The sequence below is a fragment of the Mobiluncus porci genome (assembly GCF_009695935.1).
Lineage (GTDB): Bacteria > Actinomycetota > Actinomycetes > Actinomycetales > Actinomycetaceae > Mobiluncus > Mobiluncus porci.
In genome coordinates this window covers 48,582-72,518 of sequence record NZ_VUMY01000005.1, presented here as the reverse complement: position 1 = coordinate 72,518, position 23,937 = coordinate 48,582, and the positions used below count along the sequence as shown (strand labels likewise).

Annotated in this window: 22 protein-coding genes; 17 read left to right on the top strand and 5 right to left on the bottom strand. The window is 57.2% G+C overall.

The features are described from left to right. The first annotated feature begins 257 nt into the window (after positions 1 to 257). The 4 genes from FYJ63_RS03745 (at position 258) to FYJ63_RS03730 (ending at position 6,338) form a co-directional block, all read left to right on the top strand. On the top strand, positions 258 to 1,547 hold the full coding sequence (locus tag FYJ63_RS03745; protein ID WP_154543901.1) for an ATP-binding protein: 1,290 nt from the start codon (positions 258 to 260) through the stop codon (positions 1,545 to 1,547). Further along, positions 1,544 to 2,245 carry a LuxR C-terminal-related transcriptional regulator gene (locus tag FYJ63_RS03740; protein ID WP_154543899.1) on the top strand — a complete coding sequence of 234 codons (702 nt, stop codon included), beginning with the start codon at positions 1,544 to 1,546 and terminating at the stop codon, positions 2,243 to 2,245. The genes FYJ63_RS03745 and FYJ63_RS03740 overlap by 4 nt, the downstream gene beginning before the upstream one ends. Before the next feature lie 200 nt (positions 2,246 to 2,445). Then, a complete protein-coding gene (locus FYJ63_RS03735; RefSeq protein ID WP_154543897.1) occupies positions 2,446 to 3,597 on the top strand; it encodes a sialidase family protein in 1,152 nt (383 codons plus the stop codon). Next, positions 3,594 to 6,338 (top strand): ATP-dependent helicase, encoded by a 2,745-nt coding sequence (locus FYJ63_RS03730; protein ID WP_154543895.1) that lies wholly within the window; start codon positions 3,594 to 3,596, stop codon positions 6,336 to 6,338. Before FYJ63_RS03735 ends, FYJ63_RS03730 begins: the two co-directional genes overlap by 4 nt. Before the next feature lie 144 nt (positions 6,339 to 6,482). Here the strand turns inward: FYJ63_RS03730 and FYJ63_RS03725 are convergent, their stop codons facing one another. The 3 genes from FYJ63_RS03725 to FYJ63_RS03715 all read right to left on the bottom strand — a co-directional run bounded on the left by FYJ63_RS03725 (position 6,483) and on the right by FYJ63_RS03715 (position 7,493). Continuing rightward, positions 6,483 to 6,737, bottom strand: a complete 255-nt coding sequence (locus tag FYJ63_RS03725; protein ID WP_154543893.1) for a type II toxin-antitoxin system RelB/DinJ family antitoxin — start codon at positions 6,735 to 6,737, stop codon at positions 6,483 to 6,485. A gap of 118 nt (positions 6,738 to 6,855) precedes the next feature. Next, a complete protein-coding gene (locus FYJ63_RS03720; RefSeq protein ID WP_154543891.1) occupies positions 6,856 to 7,248 on the bottom strand; it encodes a PIN domain-containing protein in 393 nt (130 codons plus the stop codon). Beyond that, positions 7,245 to 7,493: a hypothetical protein gene (locus FYJ63_RS03715; protein ID WP_154543889.1), complete on the bottom strand. Its 249-nt coding sequence runs from the start codon at positions 7,491 to 7,493 to the stop codon at positions 7,245 to 7,247. The genes FYJ63_RS03720 and FYJ63_RS03715 overlap by 4 nt, the downstream gene beginning before the upstream one ends. Positions 7,494 to 7,721: 228 nt before the next feature. Here FYJ63_RS03715 and FYJ63_RS11150 point away from each other — a divergent pair, with 228 nt between their 5' ends. After that, on the top strand, positions 7,722 to 8,240 hold the full coding sequence (locus tag FYJ63_RS11150; RefSeq protein ID WP_229769930.1) for a helix-turn-helix domain-containing protein: 519 nt from the start codon (positions 7,722 to 7,724) through the stop codon (positions 8,238 to 8,240). A 17-nt stretch (positions 8,241 to 8,257) separates the two neighbouring features. Then, positions 8,258 to 8,659: a HepT-like ribonuclease domain-containing protein gene (locus FYJ63_RS03705; RefSeq protein WP_338106812.1), complete on the top strand. Its 402-nt coding sequence runs from the start codon at positions 8,258 to 8,260 to the stop codon at positions 8,657 to 8,659. A 25-nt stretch (positions 8,660 to 8,684) separates the two neighbouring features. Here the strand turns inward: FYJ63_RS03705 and ppk2 are convergent, their stop codons facing one another. After that, positions 8,685 to 9,749, bottom strand: coding sequence for a polyphosphate kinase 2 (gene ppk2 / locus FYJ63_RS03700; RefSeq protein ID WP_229769929.1), 1,065 nt, complete (start codon positions 9,747 to 9,749; stop codon positions 8,685 to 8,687). 159 nt (positions 9,750 to 9,908) lie between these two features. On the opposite strand from ppk2, the gene sucC reads away from it, so the two are divergent. From sucC to FYJ63_RS03655, 9 genes are all read left to right on the top strand, one after another. Then, on the top strand, positions 9,909 to 11,069 hold the full coding sequence (gene sucC / locus FYJ63_RS03695) for an ADP-forming succinate--CoA ligase subunit beta (protein ID WP_277025946.1): 1,161 nt from the start codon (positions 9,909 to 9,911) through the stop codon (positions 11,067 to 11,069). Between the two features lie 12 nt (positions 11,070 to 11,081). Next, positions 11,082 to 12,005 (top strand): succinate--CoA ligase subunit alpha, encoded by a 924-nt coding sequence (gene sucD, locus FYJ63_RS03690; RefSeq protein WP_154543885.1) that lies wholly within the window; start codon positions 11,082 to 11,084, stop codon positions 12,003 to 12,005. A gap of 214 nt (positions 12,006 to 12,219) precedes the next feature. Then, on the top strand, positions 12,220 to 12,906 hold the full coding sequence (locus FYJ63_RS03685; RefSeq protein WP_154543883.1) for a CDGSH iron-sulfur domain-containing protein: 687 nt from the start codon (positions 12,220 to 12,222) through the stop codon (positions 12,904 to 12,906). A 134-nt stretch (positions 12,907 to 13,040) separates the two neighbouring features. After that, positions 13,041 to 14,435 (top strand): cell division protein PerM, encoded by a 1,395-nt coding sequence (locus FYJ63_RS03680; protein ID WP_154543881.1) that lies wholly within the window; start codon positions 13,041 to 13,043, stop codon positions 14,433 to 14,435. Positions 14,436 to 14,492: 57 nt separating this feature from the next. Beyond that, positions 14,493 to 15,128 carry a phosphoribosylglycinamide formyltransferase gene (purN, locus tag FYJ63_RS03675; protein WP_154543879.1) on the top strand — a complete coding sequence of 212 codons (636 nt, stop codon included), beginning with the start codon at positions 14,493 to 14,495 and terminating at the stop codon, positions 15,126 to 15,128. 62 nt (positions 15,129 to 15,190) lie between these two features. Next, on the top strand, positions 15,191 to 17,032 hold the full coding sequence (locus FYJ63_RS03670; RefSeq protein ID WP_338106811.1) for a bifunctional phosphoribosylaminoimidazolecarboxamide formyltransferase/inosine monophosphate cyclohydrolase: 1,842 nt from the start codon (positions 15,191 to 15,193) through the stop codon (positions 17,030 to 17,032). Between the two features lie 31 nt (positions 17,033 to 17,063). Beyond that, positions 17,064 to 17,444: an intracellular motility protein A gene (locus tag FYJ63_RS03665; protein ID WP_154543877.1), complete on the top strand. Its 381-nt coding sequence runs from the start codon at positions 17,064 to 17,066 to the stop codon at positions 17,442 to 17,444. A 251-nt stretch (positions 17,445 to 17,695) separates the two neighbouring features. After that, on the top strand, positions 17,696 to 19,558 hold the full coding sequence (locus FYJ63_RS03660; protein ID WP_229769946.1) for an AMP-dependent synthetase/ligase: 1,863 nt from the start codon (positions 17,696 to 17,698) through the stop codon (positions 19,556 to 19,558). A 135-nt stretch (positions 19,559 to 19,693) separates the two neighbouring features. Next, complete coding sequence (locus tag FYJ63_RS03655) at positions 19,694 to 20,920, top strand: ATP-binding protein (RefSeq protein ID WP_338106809.1); 1,227 nt, start codon at positions 19,694 to 19,696, stop codon at positions 20,918 to 20,920. Positions 20,921 to 21,045: 125 nt separating this feature from the next. Here FYJ63_RS03655 and FYJ63_RS03650 read toward each other — a convergent pair whose 3' ends face one another. Next, on the bottom strand, positions 21,046 to 22,287 hold the full coding sequence (locus tag FYJ63_RS03650; RefSeq protein WP_268233702.1) for an ATP-binding protein: 1,242 nt from the start codon (positions 22,285 to 22,287) through the stop codon (positions 21,046 to 21,048). Between the two features lie 37 nt (positions 22,288 to 22,324). On the opposite strand from FYJ63_RS03650, the gene FYJ63_RS03645 reads away from it, so the two are divergent. Together FYJ63_RS03645 and FYJ63_RS03640 are read left to right on the top strand one after the other, a co-directional pair. Further along, positions 22,325 to 22,522 carry a hypothetical protein gene (locus tag FYJ63_RS03645; RefSeq protein ID WP_154543873.1) on the top strand — a complete coding sequence of 66 codons (198 nt, stop codon included), beginning with the start codon at positions 22,325 to 22,327 and terminating at the stop codon, positions 22,520 to 22,522. Between the two features lie 84 nt (positions 22,523 to 22,606). Further along, entirely contained in the window at positions 22,607 to 23,824 is a 1,218-nt protein-coding gene (locus FYJ63_RS03640) for an NADP-dependent isocitrate dehydrogenase (protein ID WP_154543871.1), read from the top strand. Positions 23,825 to 23,937 lie beyond the last annotated feature (113 nt).

The window sequence follows — 23,937 nt, the reverse complement described above, 5'->3', positions numbered from 1 at the left end:
GTCACCCTGTTCTGGCTGGTGGTGCCGGCTGGATTGGTCGGCCTGGCCGGTTTGGTTTGACTGGCTGGCCTGGTCGGGTTGGGGGTCGCTAACCGGTTGGTTAACGACGCCGGAGGCATTCTCTGGGTTTGTGTTTTCGTCCATGATTCCATTGTGGCGGGTGGAAACCACCAGCGGAATTAGGGATTCCCCTAGTTTTACCCTGATTAACCCCGAAAGGGAAACTTTTGGAAGAAGGGGCGTGGCAAACTAAATATATGAGCGGATTGGAAAGGCTCGCTGTAGCCGACGGGGACGGAGCCGTCAACAATCGCCTGCCTTTGGTAAGACCAAAGGGGGGCGAGACCCCGCACGGGTTTAAACCGATTATTGCCGGAGTCGCTGCTGGCCTCGGGGCACACCTCGGGATTAGCCCCTGGCTATTGCGATTCCTGTTTCTCTTGGGAACTCCAATTGGGATGGGGGTGCTGCTCTACCTGTGGTTTTGGACTTTTGTTCCGCGAGGAAACCCTTGGGAAAACGCCCCTGCCGACGTGGCTTCTTCGCGGCTGTCAACCCCGAACGCGAGCGCAGTACCTGCCACGGACGCGAAGACTAAACGCCGCTCCCACACTCTCGCCCTGACTCCGGCGATTCTCCTCGCGCTGTTCCTCCTTGCGGCGGCAATCTTTCTAGGAGTGGAGGGGCCGCGGGCTTTGGCAGTGGCTCGGCCTGCAGTAATCGGGGGAATTATTCTCGGCGGATTCGGCATGATTTGGGCCGGAGCCACCCGTCAAACCGTGGCCCAGCTCGACACGAGACGTTTTCTTCTTCTAGGAATTCCCGGTGCCCTGGTAGTGATTTTTGGGGTAGTTCTGGCTTTTTCCGGAACAATTTCGTGGAGGGATGCGGCTCAAGGTGGGGTTATCGCCTTGCTAGTTTTGGCGCTGCTGTCTCTAGCCGCACTGCCCTTGTGGGTGCGGTTTTGGAATGATTTCAAGGCGAGTCTTTCCGAACAAACCCGCCAAACTGTTCGCGCGGATATGGCCGCTCACCTGCACGATTCCGTGTTACAAACCCTGGCTCTAATCCGCGCCCGCGCCGAGAATCCGACCGAGGTAGCGAAACTCGCCCGCGCGGAGGAACGCCAGTTGCGGGCTTGGCTCTATGAGGATCGGGCGTCAGCGAACCAATCGCTGGTGCAGGTTCTGAAAGACGTGGTAGGGGAGGTTGAAGACCGTTACGGGGTGGTGTTTGAAACTGTGAGTGTGGGCGACGCGCCCCCGGGTCCCTGGTCGGAGCCCTTGGTGAACGCCACCCGAGAAGCTCTCACTAACGCGGTCAAGCACGGTGCGCCGGCCTACTCGGTGTATCTCGAAATCACCGCGGATTCCGCTCAGTGTTTCGTGCGTGACCACGGCAAGGGTTTCGACCTAGACTCGATTCCACAGGGTCATCACGGGGTGAAAGGCTCCATCGTGGAGCGTCTCGAGAGACACGGCGGAAATGTGAAAATCAAGACCGGGGAAACCGGAACCGAAGTTCAGATGGAAGTGAAACGACAATGAGTGACGGCGTAAAAACCACTATGGAAGCAGGCTCGGAGGAAAGCGTTCCGGTAACCGTGCTGGTCATTGATGACCACGGGCTGTTCCGAGCCGGAGTCATTTCTGAGCTGGGGAAATACCCAGAGGATGTCCGAGTTATCGGAGAAGCGAGTGACGTGGAGGGCGCAGTTGCGGCAGTTAGCGCCGCGAAACCCCAGGTAGCCCTGTTGGATGTGCACCTCCCCGGAGGCCACGGCGGCGGCGGCGCGGAAGTGGCTGCGGCCGCGGCGGGGGGAGAAACGAAATTCCTGGCTTTGTCTGTTTCCGACGCAGCCGAAGACGTTGTGGCGGTGATTCGCGCCGGGGCTCGCGGATATGTCACAAAAACAATCGGAACTGCGGAATTGGTGGATGCGATTCGGCGCGTGGCCGGGGGAGATGCGGCGTTTTCTCCGCGACTGGCTGGATTCGTTTTGGATGCTTTCGGGGCGGCGCGCTCGGAGATTGTTGAAACCGATAATGAACTCGATTCTTTGACTTCCCGCGAATTCGAGGTGATGCGGCTGATTGCTCGCGGGTACGCCTATAAGGAAATCGCCTCTGAACTCTATATTTCCGTGAAAACCGTGGAGAGCCACGTCTCCGCAGTCCTCCGAAAACTCCAACTTTCCAACCGGTATGAGCTCTCTAGATGGGCTAGTGCGAGGAAGATTGTCTAGCGGCGTTCCGGCTAAAACGTTCACGCGTTTTTTAACGCCTCCGCACTGTTTCGCGGCGAATGTGTTCACTCCGCTCACGCCGCCGCGCACCCAAGATATCGCAGCGAAGCGGAGTTATCTTTGCAGCCGCAGTTGAGGGTTACCCCGAAACGTGGAGCTGGGCGGGGGAGATGATAGGTTTAACTGCGGAAAGGATGCAGATGCAACGAGTCGAGGTGGTACCTCACAAATACGGGGAATTCCAACAGGCAAGATTCCCCGCGATTGCCCGCACCGCGAGTCGAATCCTCTTAATGGTATGGGAATCCCTTCCCGAAGGGGTCTGCGAAGAGGGCATGATTACCAATGGCCGTCCGCCCCGGAGCCTGGAACGCGAAAACTCCTCTGACCGTGAAAAGACCTTCACCCCGTATTGCCCCTCGTCCCTGCTCATGTCCCGCTCTTTCGATAACGGCGAGACCTGGGAAGAACCCCGGCCTCTCATGGCCGGAAACCCGGAAACGCATCTCGGATTCCACGAGCCGTCCTTCCTGCTTGACCGCGTGACAGGGAGACTGTTCTGTTTCTATACCCGCACCGAAGCTGAGCCTGGGAGAGCCGACACCAGTCGGGCCGCCTTCTTTGTGGCGCGGACCGACGATAACGGCGAGACCTGGAAACACGAAGACATCACCTCGATGATTATCGGCGGACGCGACCTCAAGATGGCCTTTGTTCCACGCGGTCGTGGCACCCAACTCACGGCTGGTAAGTGGGCCCAAAGACTCTGTCACGGCGGGGTCGTGGTGGAACCGGACGGGAACCGGCGCGCCGTGTTTATTGGCTCCGACGACCAGGGTGTGACCTGGTGGTCTTCCCAGCCGGTCGGCTCGGATGTGGACTATTGCTCCGTGGTCCAAAACAGCGACGGTACGGAAGTCATTTTGATGATCAAAACCTGCCGAGAGGCCACGCGAGTCTGGGCGAAATCCGGGGACGGGGGACGGACATTTTCGGAACCGACTGGAGATATCGACTCCAAGCTCGTAAACGTCTTGAGCCCTTTGGAACACGTCTTTTACGGCGCAGTTCCCGGAAGCCCCCATGCCGAAGTGATTACCTACGTGGGGGAGCGGAGGCACTGCTCGGGGGAATGCACGGTTTTGATGCTCTCCACAAACGATGCCGAGAGTTTCGCCCCTGCCGTCTGGTTCGATGCGAAAACCTACGGGGCGGTGGATGTGGTTTCGATGCCGGATCTCGGACAATTCGCGATCGCCTATGAAGGCCCGCAGGGGATTATGTACGAGACCCTGCCGTTTTCTAAGTTGCCAATTGCTAGCCTCGCTAAGGAGTGGGTTGGTCAAGCATGAATGATTTGTTTTCTTCACTGTCACTTGCCGGTGGGGGCAGCAAGGGCGTGCCGGTGAGTGCCGCTTTGCCTGGAGCCTCGGTTGATGCCGTGCCAACGAGCGACTACGCACCTGGCTCGGAGGGATCCCGTGAGGCTTGGCGGGAAGAAAAAATCGCCGCAATCACCCGCGGCTTGAATCCCGACCAGTTCGATGCCGTCACCCACCCGGAAGGTCCGCTGTTGGTGATGGCAGGGGCGGGGTCGGGGAAAACCCGCGTTTTGACGCGTCGCATTGCGTGGTTGCTGGCGACCGACCGGGTGCGTCCCTGGGAGGTTTTGGCGATTACTTTCACCAATAAGGCGGCCGGGGAGATGCGCGAACGCGTGGAGCGGCTCGTCGGGAACGCCGCGAAATATATGTGGGTGTCGACTTTCCACAGCTCCTGCGTCCGGATTTTGCGCGCCGAAGCGGAGGCTTTGGGGATTACACGGTCGTTTTCGATTTACGACACGGCCGACTCCAAGGCGCTGTTGACGCGGATCATCAAGGGCCGCGGGCTTGACCCGAAGCGTTTCACTCCCAAAGGTTTCGCCGCCCGGATCTCGAATGCGAAGAACGAACTCATTGGCCCAGCAGCCTTTGCTGAGACGGCAGCGCCGGACAAGATGAGCCAGTTGACCGCCGAGATATATGCGGAATACCAGCAAATGCTGCGCCGCGCCAACGCCTTTGACTTCGACGACCTCATTGCGGAAGTCGTGTATCTGTGGCGGCGGCGCCCGGAGATTCTCGCGAAGTATCGCGAGAAATTCCGTCACGTTTTGGTCGATGAATACCAAGACACGAACCCCGCCCAATACGAGCTCGTGCGGTTGCTGGCTTTGCCGCGTTTCGGGGACCCGCGCCTCGACGAGGCCTTGGACGCGTTCCCGGGAGCGGAACTCACGGTTGTCGGGGACTCTGACCAGTCGATTTACGCTTTCCGCGGGGCAACAATCCGCAATATCGAAGAATTCGAGTCGGATTTTCCCGGCGCCACGACCGTTTACCTCGAGCAGAACTATCGCTCTACCGGCACGATTCTTTCACTCGCGAACGCGATTATTTCCGAGAACCCGGGGCGACACAAGAAGAACCTGTGGACTGAGGCGGGAGACGGGGCGAAAGCGGTCCTGTTCGCGGCCGATAGCGACCGCGACGAGGCCGCGTTCATTGTCCGCGAGATGCGCGACCTTCACGCTGCGGGAACGGGCTGGGATGAGTTCGCGGTGTTTTACCGCACGAATTCCCAGTCGCGCTCTTTGGAAGAAATGCTCACCATGGAGGGGATTCCGTATCGGGTCGTGGGTGGGACGAAGTTCTATGACCGCAAAGAGGTAAAAGACGCGATTGCCTATCTCACGGCCGCGGCGAACCCGGCCGATGACGGGAATCTCTTGCGGATCTTTAATGAACCCAAACGGGGGCTCGGGGACGTGGCTCAGGCGAAAATCCGCGAGGTGGCAAGTTCCCGCGGGGTGGCTTTTGGGGAGGCGATGCGCGAGTTCGTTCCGGGTGGGGCGAACAGCGGTGAGTTGTCAGCAAAGGCCAGCGCGGCACTCGGAGCTTTGGTGACCTTGCTCGATAACCTGCGGGAAATGGACTCGGCCGGCTCGCCCCTGGATGAGATTTTGGATACGGCCCTGGAGGATTCGGGGTATCTCCCGAAGCTGCGGGCCTCGAATAATCCCCAGGATGATGCCAGGGTCGAGAACCTGTCGGAACTTCACTCCGTGGCGGAGGATTTCTCCCTGTCGGAGCCGGATTCGAGGCTGGCGGACTTTTTGGAACGAATCTCGCTGGTGGCTGATTCTGACCAGTTGCCAGATCAGGCTCCTGAAAACCAGCCCGCGTCCCAAGTTGAAACCTCAAAACCGGAAGTCACTTTGATGACCGTCCACACCGCTAAGGGGCTCGAATTCAATACCGTGTTCGTCACCGGCATGGAAGACGGCCTGTTCCCGCACAACCGCTCGCTGGATGACCCAGACCAGCTTGCCGAGGAGCGACGCCTGGCCTATGTCGCGGTCACTCGCGCCCGCAAGCGCTTGTATCTGACCAGGTCCGCGGCGCGGACGGTTTTCGGGGAGACCATGTATATGCCGGCCTCAAGGTTTTTGAATGATATTCCTGAGGACCTTGTGGATAACCGCCGCGAGGCAACCACGATGGATTTCTATGCCGGGCTCGCTTCCCGAGGGTATGACGATGACCTCGATGAGGGGTTTTCGCCGAGTTATGGCTCGGGAGGGCGCTCTCGCGGCGGCGGGAGTGGCGGCTGGGGAGGGCGCGCGCGCTCCGGTTCGGGTGGCTCGGCCTCGGGTGGTTTTGGGTCTGGCGGGTACAGGTCCAGAGGCTACGGTTCTTCGAGTTTCGGGGAGCGAGGCTATTCAACGGCACGGAACCAAGACCCGCACGACACCGGCGCAGGCACTTTCGGGAATTCTCGCCTTGAGAGGCTCACGACCGCGCGGGCCCTTGATGAATCGGAGGCTTCCGGCGCTGGGAGTGCCAAGCCGAAGAAAGCAGCAAAGGCCAAGGCCGCGGGCGACATCCCGGTTTTACACGTCGGCCAGAAAGTCCGCCACGACATTTACGGCAACGGCAAAGTTCTCGGCCTCGAAGGCGAAGGCCCGAATACGATTGCCACCGTGAAATTCACCTCCGGTTCAACCAAGCGCCTGCTCCTGAAGTTCGCTCCCTTGAATCCGGCGGACTAATTTTCATTCAAAACGTGAGCCCGAGATAAACTCATCTCAGGCTCGCTTTATTCAAGCAGTCAGTCAAATGGTTCGGTAAGTTGCTGGGAAATGTCGCGTCCCTGATAGATGATGCGGGCAATATCAACGCGCCGGTCGGTGCAGTTAAGGTTTGGTGCGCAAGCGTTTTTCGACTTCGACGGGGGGTGCGGTGCGACCGGCTGCAATGTCATCGAGACCCTCTTGGATTGCGCTATCGAGTTGAGCCTTGGTGAGGCTTGCAAGCGCGAGCGGGGCGGGCGAGGGGAGTTTCACCTCGAAAGGGATGCCGCGTTGCAGCGCAACCTGTTTCAAAAACATCCCGATGGCGTTGGACATGGGGATGCCGAGTTCCCCGAGCACAGTTTCGGCTTCGCTCATGGAATCCTCCTTCTCAGGTGCAGTTCATTCAGGGTCGCTCGGCGGGGTCACGGCGGTAGTGGCTACACCCTAGAGAGGTAAGAGGCAGGAATCGTGTCCATACCGCGCAAAGCAGTAACTATTGAATCAGGGAAACCGCTTCCGGTCGGAGTCCCGCGATTCCGGTGTCAAATGTCGCCAGCAGGGCGCCGTGATGACGCGCGAGCTCCGCAAGATAAAGGTCTGTGACCTGCTTGTGGCCGGTTATTCTGGCGAAATCAGCATCGTCGTAATTTAAGTCCGCGGGAATCCAAAGGTATCGGTGAGTGTCTCGCATCTGCAATATCAGACCGCGGGCATCCGTGAGATTTTGTTTGCTCCACATCAAATAGCGAAGTAGTGCTCCCTGGGTTATGGGGCAGATTAGCAATTCATGGTTCTTCTTCACCCAAAGATTTGCCTTCTCATAATCGGGATGAGTGGAACTCGAAAGAGCAATGAGAACATTGGCATCAAGAAGATAGCGTGTCATTCTTCATCCAAAAACTGTTGAATTTCCTCGCGAGTGTGCACGACCCCGCCGGTAAGTGCCGGTAGCCCGGACACGGGATGAAACACGATGTGAGGCTCGCTGGTGTTGGCATCGGGAGATGCGTTTTCAGTGAAACTGCGGGACATGAAGTCGGTGACAACAGTCGCGTCGTCGACGCCGCGGGCTTTGGCAAGCTCGCTGACACGCCTGGCGACTTCGGGCGGAAGATCAATCGTGAGGGCCATGTCTCAATTATCCCCGCTATCTCGCGTTTTTTCAACAGTTTTCCGGATGCATTGCGTGTTTCCTTTCCAACCCTTCTTTCTGGTTTGAATCAACCCGTTAACTTTTAAGGGTCTCGCAAAGTTCTTGTCATACAACTTGATGGTTTTCGGGACGGGACAAACCCAACTCCGACGCGTTTACCTGGCGGAGTGCGCCGTATGATTGCATAAATTTGATATCATTTAGATATGGGGATTCGCGTTGACCTTGATGTCCCCCAGACCAGGGGTCTGGATGGGGCGGACTTCGCGTGGGAACTCAAGGTAAAACGCCAAGCGCGGGGTTTTAGCCAGCGAGAACTGGCCTCCCTTACGGGGGTTTCTCAATCCAATATCGCCGCTCTTGAAAGTGGGAAGCGACACGCCTCGCCAACGATGCAAGAGAGGCTTCTGAGACCGTTGCAGGAAAAACCACGGGAAACCCTGAAACGAAATCTTGATAAAGTGCGGGCATTCTTGGACTGTGCCCACGTGACGCATCCGCGGGTGTTTGGCTCGGTGGCGCAAGGTGAGGACCGCGTCGATTCTGACATAGATTTCCTGGTAGTGCTGCCCGAAGGGATTGGGTTGATGGGAAAAAACCGGATCCGTGAAGGGCTCGAGGACATTTTGGGGGTGCCGGTTGATGTGGTTTCCGACACGCCTTTTACTGCAGGGGCGCTTGATCAAGCACGCTCCGAGGCTGTGGAACTCGGAAGGATTGCGTGAATAGGGAAGAATATCGGGTGCAACACAGGTTTCCTAAGAGCGTAAACCCATACCGGCAGGAGGTGCTGCGCAAACTCGTCAATGACGTGTTGAGGGAGACTGATGATGCCGCCGAAAGGTTCGAGAGTTTTGCGGATTTTTGCGCCGATACTGGAGAGGGGCGAAGGCTGCGCCGGGAAGCGGAGCGCATGGTTGAGATTACAGCCGAAGCGACCGGACATTTTCACTCCGGTTTCAAGCGGCTTCATCCCGAGATTGCTTGGCGGGACATTTATGCCATGCGTAACGCCATCAGTCACGAATACGGTGATATCGACGTGAAGGAACTGTGGGAGACAGTGACTCTGGATTTTCCGGAGTTAGCCGCATTCTTGCGTGAGGTGTCGATTCCCGAGGCGATTCACCCAGAGGACTATTAGCCTGGCAGTCCGGAGCTCCCCTCCGCTAGTCTTTGTGTTTCTTTTTCTTGTCTTTCTTGGGTTTCTTGGCATTGGAGTCGCCATTACCTGCGGGGCGCACATGGTGGGAATTCTCATCATTGGAGGCTGCGGAGCCGTCTTCTCCGCGGGGCTCTGCGGGGTTAGGGCTCCCTGAAGCCCCCGACCCTGAATATGCCCCGGAATACCCGACCGGCGCCACGAAGGGAATCTGGCCAGCTTTGGCGCGAGCCACGACCTCGGCGGCGTGATTAGGAACGTAGCGCACCGTGTCCATCGGCGGGCGGATATAACCCTTGGAGGGAGGACGCACCGGTAGGACAATCGGCGCCGCTCCGTCATCAACATCCGTGTAGGGGATGGTCGACAAGAAGTGCGAAATCATGTTCAAGCGAGCTGCCTTCTTCGAGTCCGACGGCACCTGGTACCACGGGCATTCCGTCGTGTCCGTATGGACGAGCATCTCGTCTTTCGCCCGCGAGTAATCCTCCCAGCGGGAAATCGACTCCAAATCCATCGGGGAGAGTTTCCACTGGCGCAGCGGGTCGTGGAGGCGGCGCGCGAACCGTTCGTATTGCACCTGGTCGGAGACGCTGAACCAGTATTTGCGCAGCATAATTCCGTCTTCAACAAGCATCCGCTCGAAAGTGGGGCATTGTTGCATGAATTTTTGGACCTGTTTGGCGGTAGCGAAGCCCATGACTTTCTCGACTCCGGCGCGGTTATACCAAGACCGGTCGAAAATAACGATCTCTCCGGCAGCCGGCAAATGCGCAATATAGCGCTGGAAATACCACTGGGTTTTCTCGCGCTCGGTCGGGGTCGGAAGCGCGACGACGCGGGCGACGCGAGGGGAGAGGTATTCAGTCAGCCGCTTAATCGTCCCGCCTTTTCCGGCCGCATCACGACCCTCAAAAATCACCACGATACGGGCGCCGGTCGATTTCACCCAGCGCTGCAGTTTCGCCAGCTCGGTTTGGAGCCGGTATATCTCGGTTTCATAAATTTTCAACGGCACTTTCGTGACAATGGCTTCCGGATCTGTTTCCGGATTGGCATTAATTTCGCTCATCAGACGCTCCTTTGCGTACTAGATTTCTAGCCTAATACCAGGATAGAGCGAAAATGCTCGAAAAAACGTCAATTTTTGGGGTTGAAAAATGCCAGACATAGGTTAGACTTGAAGTAATCTCTCGATGTCGAGATAAATTTTGCTAACGGAAGGAACAGCGTGGACCTCTACGAGTACCAGGCCAGGGATCTGTTTGAAAAACACGGAGTCCCCGTTTTGAAGGGAATAGTCGCGACCACACCCCAGGAGGCGAAGGACGCATACAATACGCTCGGCGGCGCGGTCGCCGTGGTGAAAGCCCAGGTGAAAACCGGTGGACGCGGTAAGGCTGGCGGCGTGAAGCTCGCCAAGAGCGCCGAAGAAGCCGAGGCTAATGCCCAGGCGATTTTGGGGATGGACATTAAAGGCCACACGGTTTATCGCGTGATGGTCGCCGCGGGGGCGGACATTGCCCGCGAGTTCTACTTCTCTATCTTGCTTGATCGCGCTAACCGTCAAAACCTCGCGATGTGCTCGGTTGAGGGCGGAATGGAGATTGAGCAGCTTGCCAAGGAAAAGCCCGAAGCTCTAGCGAAAGTGCCGATTCCCGCCTCCGGCATGGATGAAGCTGTAGCGAAAGACATTGCCGAGAAGGCTGGCTTCGATGCCGAAACCGCCGCGAAGGTAGTCCCGGTGATGTTGAAGCTCTGGGAGGTATATACCGGCGAAGACGCGACCCTGGTGGAGGTAAACCCGCTGGTCCAGACCGCCTCTGGTGACATTATCGCCCTCGATGGCAAGATCACACTTGATGACAACGCCCGCTACCGCCATCCCGAACACAACGAGTTGGTAGACCACAAGGCCGCTGATGAGCGCGAGTTGAAGGCACAAGAGGCCGGTTTGAACTACGTGCGACTCGAAGGTCAGGTAGGCATCATCGGCAACGGCGCGGGGCTCGTAATGTCCACCCTTGATGTGGTGGCCTACGCCGGCGAGAAATACGGCACTAAGCCCGCGAACTTCCTCGATATCGGCGGCGGCGCCTCGGCTGAGGTGATGGCCAAAGGTCTCGATGTGATTCTCACCGACCCCCAGGTGAAGTCCTGCTTCGTCAATGTCTTCGGAGGCATCACCGCCTGTGACGAGGTTGCGAACGGCATCATTGGAGCGTTGGAAATCCTCGGTGACCAGGCAACAAAGCCTTTGGTGGTGCGTCTGGACGGCAACAAGGTCGAAGAGGGGCGCGCAATTCTGAAGGCCGCGAACCACCCGCTGGTGACAATGATGGAAACAATGGACGAAGCCGCCGATAAGGCTGCTGAGCTGGCCGCGAAGTAAGGGAGAACAAACATGTCGATTTTTCTAGATGAGAATTCCAAAATCGTTGTCCAGGGAATGACTGGTTCCGAGGGCCGCAAACACACGACACGGATGCTCGCTTACGGTACCCAGATTGTCGCTGGAACCAACCCGAAGAAGGCCGGCACCACGGTCGAATTCGACGTGACCCCTTACGGGCCGCTGGCTGATTCTGTGCCAGGGGGAACCGTGAGCGTGCCGGTTTACGGCACGGTTGCCGAGGCTAAGGCTGCCACCGGTGCCAACACCTCCGTCATCTTTGTGCCGCCGGCCGGAGCCAAGGGCGCGATTATTGAAGCCGTCGATGCGGGAATGGACCTCGTGGTCGTCATAACCGAACACATCCCGGTTCAAGACACCAACGCCGCCTTCGCTTACGCCAAAGAACACGGCGTGCGCATGATTGGCCCGAACTGCCCGGGCATCATCAGCCCCGGAAAATCCAATGTGGGCATCACCCCGGGCGACATCACCCCGCGCGGCAAGCTCGGGCTCGTCTCGAAGTCAGGCACGCTCACCTACCAGATGATGTATGAGCTGCGCGATCTTGGGTTCACGACCTGCATCGGCATCGGCGGCGACCCAATTATCGGGACGACCCACATTGATGCTTTGGAGGCCTTCGAAAAGGACCCCGAGACTGAGCTCATTGTCATGATTGGTGAGATTGGTGGCGACGCGGAAGAACGCGCCGCGGCCTACATCAAAGAGAACATCACCAAGCCGGTTGTTGGCTATGTCGCGGGCTTCACCGCGCCGGAAGGAAAGACCATGGGCCACGCTGGCGCTATCGTCTCCGGTTCGTCCGGCACCGCCCAGGCCAAGAAGGAAGCCCTTGAGGCGGTCGGCGTTCGCGTCGGCAAGACCCCTTCGGAAACCGCGCGCATCGCCCGCGAACTCATGCAGGGCAAGTAGTAGCGGAGCGGTACGGGACGGTTTTTACTTTGCTTAGTCAAAGACGGAGTGAAGAAGAACCGTCCCTATGGCCGCGTAGCAGTTAAGCAAAATCGGGGACGGTTCCACTCTGCTCCAACTTCGTTTACGCAGAGACGAAACCGTCCCCGATTGCTACGTCAAATTGCTCCGCTTCACGATATTCTTTATTCAAACACAACTCGAAGGGAAAAATATGAGCGAACAAAAAGTCAGCATCCACGCCGGAGGACCGGCAGTCGTTACCGGTAATGTGCCGCTGCGTCGGGCCCAAATCACTCCCGAAGGTCACGGCTACAAATGGGATAATGCCCAGGATATTCCGCATGAGGAAACCTACGCTTTGTGCCGTTGCGGAAAGTCTCAAAACAAACCGTTTTGCGACGGCTCCCACGTTGCTGCGGGCTTCAAAGGTGAAGAAAACGCTGACCGCAAGCCCTATTTGGAACGCTCCCAGTACTACAGTGGCGAAAAAGTCACCCTAGCGGATGACGATCGCTGTGCATTTGCAAGGTTCTGCCACGGAGAAGGCGGCGACGCCTGGAGCCAAGCCATGTACGCCAAGACGGATGACGAGGCCAAATCCGCGGCGCAAGTTATTGACCACTGCCCTTCGGGACGTCTGTCGCGAACCAACCCCGAGCGAACCGAGATTCTCTCCAACGAAACCGAGGTCGGGATTACCCTCATTGAGGATCCCGAAAAGGGTTGCTCCGGCGGAATCTACGTCCACGGCAGTATCCCGCTGGAATCTTCCGATGGAACCCTCTATGAACTGCGCGATCGCTACGATTTGTGCCGGTGTGGGGCGACCCGAAACCAGCCTTTCTGCAACGCCATGCACGTCAACCTCGGTTTCGACGACGGCCACATAGACGGGTAGTGCGACTACGCCGGGTGGGTCAGACCTCGTTGGCATAACGAAATGTAGCCAACAGGGTCTGACCCAGCGGCTTCGCGCCAGCCGTCGCGCGCGCCTTACGGAGATGAACCAAGAGTCCTCATATACTAGAAAAGATGAGCATCAACGGGGGAAACCGGCGCGGGAAAGACACCCGCGATTTTCCGACGTACCCTGCCGCGGCTCCCAAACGGCCTCGCGGATTCGGTCGTCCCTCGGCTACGGGAGCCGCGGAGAATCCTGGAACCGGCGACTCTTCGAGCCCGCAAGGCTCAAAGCCTGAGCTGAGGCGCGCCTTGTGGCGTCTCAGCCTACCTCGCCCGACCCGTGAAACCCTCCTCCCGCCGGGAACTGTTCGCGCCATCTGGCTCGGATTTCAAACCTGGCTCGTCTCCTGGGCAGCCATAGTGCTACTCGCCGTTGCCACGTGGACCCAATACTCCAGTTTGCCGGCGATGAGCCACACTACCTGGCAAAATGCCCTCGAAATCGGCAACGGAATCTATGCCGCGGCCCTCGGAGCATCGCTTTCAAATGCCACCATGCATTTCTCGTTGACCCCGTGGGGAATCACTCTCTTCATCGGTTTTCTTCTCGGACTGTCCCTCAAAGTGGCGAGGCCGCAATCACCCTGGGCGCTGGCTTGGGGCTTGCTTGCTTTCCTCCTCCCGACTTGGGTGTGTCTTGGTTTCGCGGCGCTTCGCCTCACAGTCTGGCCGGCTGTTCTCGTGAGTCTCATCTTGGCGGTAACGGTCTTTGACCTTGTCGGCAGGAGACTTCCCTGGAGTAACTTTGCCGTGATTTTTCCCGGCGGTGAGCCGTGGGAATGGCTCAGTCTTTCGGGACGGCTTTTGAAAATCCTCACCCTTTCGGCTCTGGGAATGGGTGTGCTGACGCTCCTCGGGGGAGCCGTACTGGGATGGACAGACATGTTGAATATCTGGAATGGACTCCATCCCGGGATCTTAGGCGGAATCATTTTGGTTCTTGGCCTGCTTGCGTACCTTCCGACTATCCTCGTATGGGCTCTGTCGTGGCTCGTGGGGCCGGGGATAACGGTGGGTTCTGGAACCGTGTTTACTCCGGGACAAGTTGTGAGTGGCGATCTTCCGCCGATTCCGTTCCTGGCGTGGCTGCCGGAGGCGCCAACCGGTTGGTGGCCGCTCGCGATTCCGGTGGTGTCCGCGATTTTGACGGGCATTTTGCTGAGCCGAAAACACGACCTGACCCTACCGGACACGCTCTTGTCTCTTGCTTTTCTCTTGGCAGTCATGTTGGGGGGAGGATTCATTCTCACCCTCGGGGCCAGCGGCGATCTCGGACCGGGACGGCTTGGCGAGGTTGGACCCTTGCCGGCGGTAGTCTATGCCGGAGTGATTGCCTGTGGAGTGCCGTTCGCGGTCACGCTCGTATTAGGTCATCAGCGAGTGGGTCAAGAAGCCGCCCGTTTCGCAGCGCGGATTGCCGGCAAGGACATCGACGCCCTTCCGACAGCCAAACTGGATCTCTAATTGTTTCGATGGGACGACAAAGCACGCCCCCATCGTCCCAACTGGTAGACTCAGAACATGACGAAGCAAACCTTCACACTTCCGTCCAATCGACCCACTCGCATCGTGGTTCTCATCTCCGGAACCGGTTCCAATCTCCAAGCACTCGCCCAAGCCACCAGAAACTCGGATTTTCGCGGTGAAATCGTGGGGGTGCTCTCGGACCGAGACACAGCCGAAGGTATCACTTGGTCCCAGAATGAAGGCCTTGACACTGCAGTCGTTTCCCTCGGGGATTTCTCGGATCGAGAAAGCTGGGACGCGGCAATGACTGAAACTGTCAACAAATGGCAGCCCGACCTCGTGGTTTCCGCCGGATTCTTGAAGATTCTCGGACCACGGTTCCTCGCGGCCTTCCCCAACCATATTGTCAATACCCACAATTCCCTCCTCCCGAGCTTCGTCGGAATTCACGGCCCGCGCGACGCGCTCCGCGCCGGAGTGAAGCTCGCGGGGGCGACGCTGTTTGTGGTGGATCCGGGAATGGACACCGGCCCGATTTTGGCCCAAACCGCGGTTCCAGTCGAGGACGACGACACGGTAGAGACCCTTACTGAACGCATAAAAACCGCCGAACGCGCCCAACTGGTGGAATCGGTCGGAAAGATGATTGCGAACGGCTGGTGGATTGACGGAGTCCACGCCGGCTTCTAGCCATAGAATGTAACTATTGAGACGTATCCCACTAAAACAGCAAAAGAAAGAAGGCAACAATAGTGAGCGATGAGATTGCACGCGACAAGACAACCCAGATTCCGATTCGGCGCGCCCTAGTCAGCGTTTGGGATAAAACCGGACTGGAAGATTTCGCGAAAGGACTGGTAGACGCGGGAGTGATGATTGTCTCGACCGGTTCCACCGCCAAGAAAATCGCCGCTGCAGGACTTCCCGTAACTCCGGTTGAGGACGTGACCGGTTTTCCCGAGTGCTTCGAGGGGCGTGTGAAGACCCTGCATCCGCGCATTCACGGGGGGATTCTGGCCGATCGGCGGAAGCCCGAACACGTGGCTCAGATGAAAGAACTCGAGATTGAGCCGATTGACCTCGTGGTTTGCAATCTCTATCCTTTTGAAGAAACCGTGGCTTCCGGAGCGGACTTTGATGACTGCGTCGAACAGATTGACATCGGCGGCCCCTCCATGGTTCGCGCCGCAGCGAAAAACCACCCTTCCGTGGCGGTAGTCACCTCTCCGGAGCTGTATTCACACGTCCTCGAAGCCGTCCAAGACGGCGGTTTCGATCTTCGTGAACGCCGGATTCTCGCCGCGGCGGCATTTGCGCATACTGCTGAATACGATGCGGCGGTCGCCACCTGGTTTGATGACCAATTGACTCGGTTCGCCATGGAGTCTATGGGTGTGGACCCCTCTGAACTGGCCGAATCCGAGGATTCCCCGCTGCCAGAGTGGGTGGAGCTCTCCGGAGACCGCGTTATGAGCCTGCGCTACGGGGAGAATCCTCACCAAGCTGCGGCGCTTTATGTTGACATGGATGACCTCGTAGCTCGAGCCGATGAGGGCGAGGACTGTTTCTGTCCCGAGTGTGCCCCGCATCCGGATCTGGACGACTTGGAGGCCTGTGACGCGGCCGGCTCCGATCCGGAAGCGGCTCCGGCCCCTGGCATCGCCAACGCGATTCAGCTCCACGGCAAGGAAATGTCTTACAACAACTACACCGACGGCGACGCAGCGATTCGCGCAGCCTATGACCACCAGGAGCCGTGCGTGGCGATTATCAAGCACGCGAATCCTTGCGGTATCGCGGTGGCGGACGATGTAGCGGAGGCGCACCGGAAAGCCCACGCCTGTGATCCGGTCTCCGCGTTTGGTGGTGTGATTGCGGTAAACCGTCCGGTAACAGTCGAGTTGGCTGAGCAAATCGCACCCATCTTTACCGAGGTGGTCTTGGCTCCCGCCTATGAGCCGGGCGCAGTAAAAGCGCTTGCCGCCAAGAAGAATGTGCGCGTTTTGCGCGTCACCCCGCCAGACCGCGGCGCCCTGGAGGTTCGCCAAATTTCCGGTGGCTACTTGGCGCAACAGCGCGATGACGTTGCCGAAAAAGGCGACACTCGTGAGGGTTGGACCAAGGTTTGCGGTCCGGACGTGGACGAGGCCACCCTGGCTGACCTAGAGTTTGCCTGGCAGACCATCCGCGCCACCAAGTCAAACGCGATCTTGCTCGCGAAAGACGGCGCGACGGTCGGTATCGGTATGGGGCAGGTCAACCGCGTGGATTCTTGCAAGCTCGCCGTGGAGCGCGCCAACACTTTGGGCGGACGCGAAACAGGTGATGCGGCCGCGGACAACCAAGCCGATGTGGCCGGTGGCGCTCGCGCCGAAGACATCGCCGTGGCGGCTCCACCGGAGCGTTCGCGCGGGGCGGTCGCGGCTTCAGACGCCTTCTTCCCCTTCGCTGACGGCCCCCAAATCTTGATCGACGCGGGAGTGAAGGCCATCGTCCAGCCCGGCGGTTCGATTCGCGACCAGGAGACTATTGACGTGTGCGAAAAGGCCGGAGTGACCATGTTCACAACCGGAGTGCGTCATTTCTTCCACTAATCCCTCAACAAGCCAAGACAATACTTTGGTGATGACCGCAGATAACGCGCTTCCTGGCGATTCTCCCAGGGGAGAGCCTCGAGAGGCTCTCCCCTGGGAGCCTGTTGATTCCGTCGCACCACCCGAACCGGTGAAAGTTCCGCGGGGGAATGGCTCCCACCCCTTTGATGCGCCCTCTCGCTGGCAGGTAGTGTTGTGGGCCGGATGCTTGCTGATGGTGGTGGCGCTGGCAATTAGCGGTTGGTGGGAACCGGCTCTCGGGGTACTGGTGGCATGGCTGTTGGCGGCCGGAGTATTCCGAGCCGTGAACCCCCATGCCTGGACGCGGGCTCGCGGTCGAGTCTTTGATGTTTTAGCACTTCTTGTCGCAGCAGTCTCGCTTATCGCCGTCATCTTGTTTCTTCCAACTTGAGCAACTCTGGACATTTACCATTCGGTAGGCTTTTAGTTCTGGAAATAAAAGACCAGGTAAGGGAGTTTTGGAATTCCTGACGGAAGATGAAAAACTTGAATTCGTCCTTGCAAATGTCCAAAGTTGCTTAAAACCGTTTTCTGTTGCTGGAAATTAGGGCATACGGCAGACTAAAGTAGAGCTTTGTGACGGAACAAGCTCAGAATAAGACGCCAGCAGGGAAATCCTCTGAATACAAATTTGAAACCCTTCTGACCCCGAACGATGACCCGCGGAAACCGGGATTCGTCGTTGAAGACGGGGAGAAGGTTTGGTTCAATCCGCCGGGGTTCCATGCCCAAAAACACCAGACCCTAGCGTGGATGCTCGCTGACCGGGTTCGCCGCCTGCCAAACGTGAAACTCCTGGATCGGAAAACCGAGCTTGGTGGGTGGCGTTCCATGACCGCAACAGAGTTCAACGAGGACGTGCATTCGGTGGCGCGCGGGCTTATCGGGATGGGTCTCCAACCCGGAGATCGCTTCTCTATCATGGGCTACACGTCTTACGAGTGGATGCTGATTGAATACGCGGGCTTTTGCGCGGGGTTGACCTTGGTGCCGATCTATGAGACTGATTCCACCGAGCAAATCGCCTGGATTCTCGAGGATGCAGATCCGGCGCTGGTCGTTACGGAAACCGCGGCCATGCGCGATCGCGTGAACGCAGCCAAGGACTCGGGAAAGTCGCTTAAAAATGTGTTGTGCCTCGAGGACTCTGCGGTGGTGCGCATTAAAGAGGCTGGCGGAGATGTTCCCGATTTTCAGGTAGTGGACCGCTCGAAGGCGCTCACTATTGATGACCTCGCCATGATTGTCTACACTTCCGGGACGGTCGGGAAACCGAAAGGGGTGGAACTTACCCACGGGAACTGGGTAGAACTCATGGCTAATGGGATGCGTTGGATGCCGGAGATTGCCGGCTATCCGTCTTGCCGCCTGCTGGTGTTCCTACCGCTCGCTCACGTGTTGGCCCAGTTCCTCCAACTCATCCAAGTTTGGGGCCAAGGGACTCTCGGTCACGCCCCGAATATCAAGAACCTCCTGGCTGACCTCCAAGAATTCGCGCCCTCCTATGTCATGGTGGTTCCTCGCGTTTTAGAAAAAATCTATAACTCCGCCCAAGCTGCGGCACGCGGGCATCGCCTTACGCGAATCCTGTTTGCTCGCGCAGTGAAGGTGGCCGAGTCCTATTCCCGAGCTCTCGATACTGCGGAGGGTCCGTCGCGGAGTTTGCGGGCACGGCGCTGGATGTATGCGCGTCTGGTATATGGCAAAATTTTGGCTCTCTTTGGGCCGAACATGAAGTTCATTATCAGCGGCGGCGCGCCGCTGTCGGAAGACCTCGGGCATTTCTATCGCGGGATCGGGATGCCGGTTTTGGAAGGCTACGGGCTCACCGAAACCTGTGCGCCGATGTGCTTCAACTCCATCAAGAACTATCGCATTGGAACCGTGGGTCCAGGGGTGTCTTCGCTGTTCTTGAAGGTGTCGGAGGCGGGTGAGCTGATGGTGAAGGGGCCGTCTATCTTCAAGCGGTACCACAATAATCCGGAACAAACCGCTGCTGCTTTCGATGGGGAGTGGTTTAAAACTGGAGATCTCGCGACTATTGATGAGGAAGGTTTTGTGCGGATTACAGGACGCGCGAAAGACATCATCGTTACTGCGGGTGGGAAGAACGTCGCGCCTTCGGCCTTGGAAGATCCTTTGCGGCAATATGCGCTTATCAGCGAGGTCATGGTTGTGGGGGAGGGGAAGCCCTTTGTTTCGGCTCTGATTACTTTGGATCCAGATATGCTTCCCGGATGGCTCAAGAACCACGGTCTGCCTTCGATGGATGTTTTGGAGGCCTCAAGGAATCCCGATGTGCTGTCGGCAATCAGTCGCGCCGTGGAGCGGGTGAATGCGCGGGTGTCTCGCGCTGAATCAATCCGGAAATTCAAGGTTCTCCCGACCGCTTTCACCGTGGAAAACGGCTTGCTGACCCCGTCTTTGAAGGTGAAACGCAAGGAGACTGCGGTGGCTTTTGCTGCCGAGATCGAGGATCTCTATGCCTCAAAGTCGGTGCAGTAGGGGCTGGCTTGAACCCATCGACTGTGGTCGATAGAATCCCCGTTATTTCGGTTCTTTATCGACCGCAGTCGATAAACACCTTCCATTTCGGGAAGTTATCGAGTATAATCGATAAGGTAGCGGAAGGGGTGTTTTGTGGAAACGACCGAAAAGCTCATTGAGCGGCCATTTTACTTTGAGCGTTTGTGGGCTCAGGTGGACGTGCCCGTGATAAAGGTGCTGACCGGGGTGAGGCGCTGCGGCAAGTCGACCCTGCTGACCCAGTTGGCGAAGCGGCTGCGCGCGGAAAAACTTGTGGCGAAGATCGTGGAACTCAACCTGGAATCCGACGATGGCTTAAGGATTCGCAGAGCCGATGACCTGGCGGATTATCTGCGGGAGGCTGCACCTGACAAAAAAGAGCGAACTTATTTCTTCCTTGATGAAGTGCAGCACGTTCCCGGTTGGGAGGATGTGGTTAATGCGCTGCGGGTGAGTTGGGATGCTGATATTTACCTTACCGGGTCGAATTCGACCGTGTTGTCGGGTGACCTGGCGACCAACCTCGCCGGGCGGTACGTATCCATGCGAGTGCGGCCCTTTACCTTCCGCGAGTCTGCGGAGCTTTATAGGGAAAAGGGGCTCTCGCCCGACGAGCTCTTCCGGCTTTACCTCGAGTTTGGGGGTTACCCGGTTTTGAAGTTCTATGACTTTGACCGGGAAAATTCCTTGGATTATCTCCGTGGTGTTTACGACTCGGCGGTTCGCCGCGACGTGGTGGAACATAACGCGGTTCGCGACGTTGATGCCTTTGATCGGGTCTTGAGTTTTGCTTTTGGCAATATTGGCCACACTTTTTCGGCCAATTCAATAAGCCGTTTCCTTAAAAGTGAGCATCGGGCCGTGAGCGTGGACACGGTGCTGAACTACCTGCGGTTCATTGAGGAGGCGTTCCTGGTTGACCGGGTGGCGCGTTTTGACGTGCGTGGCAAGGAAGTATTACGGGCGGGAGAGAAGTATTACGCCGCCGACCTCGGTTTGCGCACCATGCTTGGGTTCTCAAACAGCGCGGATATCGACCAGGCGCTTGAGAACATTGTTTATTCTGAACTGGTTGCGCGAGGCTATGAGGTCTATGTTGGGTCGGTTCCCCAGGATGGGGAGTCGGCGAGGGAAGTGGATTTTGTGGCGCGCAAAGACGGGCAAATTTCCTATTACCAGGTCTGTTACCTGCTGGCGGGGACTGAAACCGTGGAACGCGAGTTTGGTGCGCTCGAGGCGATAGGGGACAACTATCCCAAGTTTGTGCTCTCAATGGATCCGCTCGATCGCTCCCGCAACGGCATCATTCACCGCAATCTGGTCGATTGGCTTATGGGTTAGCCGCGGGGGTTTTCCTCGCGCCCCGCGCTATTTTTGGTTTGTGGAACGAATTCTATTTTTGTGTTTTCGGCTAGTGAGTGGCGGATTAATCGGCTACTGAGTAGCCGAAAACACAAAAATTATCCCTAAGTTCGCAACGCGGTGATGGGCACGACTGTGACACCGTCCTCCCTTGTGTAAGCCGCGTTCGATGTTCCGCAAATGACACACAGCAGAGCTGGAACCCCGTTTTTGCCCGAGGATTCGCGGGCGAAGATATCTTTCATTCGTAAGAGATTTGCGGCGGCATCGTCAATCTGGTTGGCTCCCAATTTCACCTCGAAGCCGCCCCAACGCCCGTCGTTCAACTCGATTATTGAGTCGATTTCATTGCCCTTAGCGTCGCGAAAATGGAAGAGTCTGGCTTCGTTGGCGCTTGCATAGATCAACAGATCGTGTGCAACCAGGGATTCAAAAATGTAACCGAAAGTCTGCAAATCGCCAATCAGGGCGGACGGCGTTACGTCAAGTGCGCCAATCGCGAGGGAAGGATCGGCAAAATGCAGTTTCGGCGAACGTAACACCCTCCGTGAGGAACGCAACTGAGGGTGGAAAGACGACTGTTGCCAGACCAGGAATAGGCGGTTGAAAATATCAAGATATTCGGCGAGTGTGTTCTCATCCGCCTTAGTGTCTTGGTGCTTCTCCATATCGGCAAGCAGGGTTCGATTCGACACAGTGGTGGCAACATTGCGTCCTAGAGAATGCAGTAAAGCCCAAAGTTTGTCCTTGTTTCGTTTCACTCCATCAATGCGGGAAGTGTCGTCTTCAACAATGCTTTGCAAATATTGTTTTGGAAGTTGGCGGGCAGTTTTTTCGTTGGCTGGTACGTTTTCCGGCCAGCCGCCTCGCGTGCAAAAATGCACGAGGTCCTCGAGACTTACCTCGCCGGTAGGGGTTGGGGAAAGTGGTCCTTCGAACAAGTCTCGCAAGGAAACCTTCCCGGAAGAGTCACCAGTTTCAAACAGGGACATAGTATGCATATTTATGGTGGCAATGCGTCCGGCGCCACTGTGCGAAATGCCTTTTCTTTGCGGGGTGGATGATCCAGTCAGCAAGTATTGTCCTTTGGCGCCGGTTTTGTCGACGCTAAAACGCACTGCATCCCAAATCGGCGGGACTTCTTGCCATTCGTCAACAAGATGCGGTTGTTCACCCTTTAAGACGAGTTGCGGATCAACCTTAGCGAGCTCTCGGTTGGAAAAATTGCCAGCCGGGTCGGAAAGATAAGTGACCGATTTGGCGTGATGCAATGAAGTCCAAGTCTTTCCACACCATTTTGGCCCTTGGACACATACCGCGCCGAAGGCGTCGAGTAGGTCAGTCAAGGCATCATCTATTAGTCTTGGTCGGTAGGCGTTCGGGGTGAGCAATTTGCCTCCTGAAATCCAGTATTTACAACGATATTATACATTTACCCGGAACATTTCACCAGTTTTACCCGGAACATTTCACCGCTTTTACCCAGAACTTTTCACCAGCTTGTGGGTGTCCGTGGAAGAAAAAACGGGGCAAGAAAAAATAGGCGGCGAGCGCGTGGAAATTTATCTCGATATCGAGTAAAATTTCATTTGACGGCAATAATTCCGACAATCTCGGCTGCGCCGGGTGCGCAGTGATGCTTACAAGCTATACAAGGAGCGACAAATGGCGAAAATCAAGGTAAAAAATCCGGTCGTGGAGCTCGACGGCGACGAAATGACCCGCATTATCTGGCAGCAAATCCGCGAGAAACTCATTCTCCCCTATCTCGATGTGGATTTGAAATACTACGACCTGGGGATTGAAAACCGCGACAAGACTGATGACCAGGTGACGGTCGATTCAGCAAATGCCATCAAGGAATACGGCGTGGGCGTGAAATGTGCGACCATCACCCCTGATGAAGCCCGCGTGGAAGAGTTTGGCCTCAAGAAAATGTGGAAGTCCCCGAACGGTACCATCCGCAATATTCTGGGCGGCGTGATTTTCCGCGAGCCGATTATCATGAGCAACGTCCCGCGCCTCGTGCCGGGCTGGACAAAGCCAATCGTGGTCGCGCGCCACGCCTTTGGTGACCAATACAAGGCGACCGACTTCAAGGTGCCAGGCGCCGGCAAGGTCATGATCTCCTGGACTCCGGACGACGGCGGCGAGCCGATTGAACACGAAGTCATCCACATGCCGGAAGCCGGTGGCGTTACGATGGGCATGTACAACTTCAACGAGTCGATTCGCGATTTCGCCAACGCCTGCTTCATGTACGCCCTGGATCGGCATTATCCGGTGTACCTCTCCACGAAGAACACGATCTTGAAGGCCTATGATGGCCAGTTCAAGGATATCTTCGCTGATGTTTACGAGAAGGACTACAAAGCGAAGTTCGAGGCGGAGGGCTTGACCTATGAACACCGCCTGATTGACGACATGGTGGCGACTTCGCTGAAGTGGGAAGGTGGCTATCTCTGGGCTTGCAAGAACTACGACGGCGACGTCCAATCCGACACGGTCGCCCAGGGCTTCGGCTCTCTCGGCTTGATGACCTCAGTGTTGATGACCCCGGACGGGCGCACGGTTGAGGCCGAGGCCGCGCACGGCACTGTGACCCGTCACTACCGCGCTTGGCAGCGTGGGGAAAAGACCTCCACCAACCCGATTGCTTCGATTTACGCGTGGACCCGCGGGCTGGCACACCGCGGCAAGTTGGACGAGACCCCGGAGGTCACCGAGTTCGCCCACACCCTCGAGGATGTCATTGTCAAGACTGTCGAAGGCGGCCAAATGACCAAGGACCTTGCGCTCCTGGTCGGCAAGGACACCCCGTGGATGACTTCGGATGAATTCATGGACGCGCTGGACAAGAACCTCCAGGCGCGGTTGAAGTAATCCATCGCTTAGAGCGAGTGTTTTGGGCCCCGGGAAACCGGGGCTCAAAACTTTTTAATGCGACCCAAAGCTGGTAAAATTAGAAGCGCGACTTCTAATTTTCACCAGTGAGT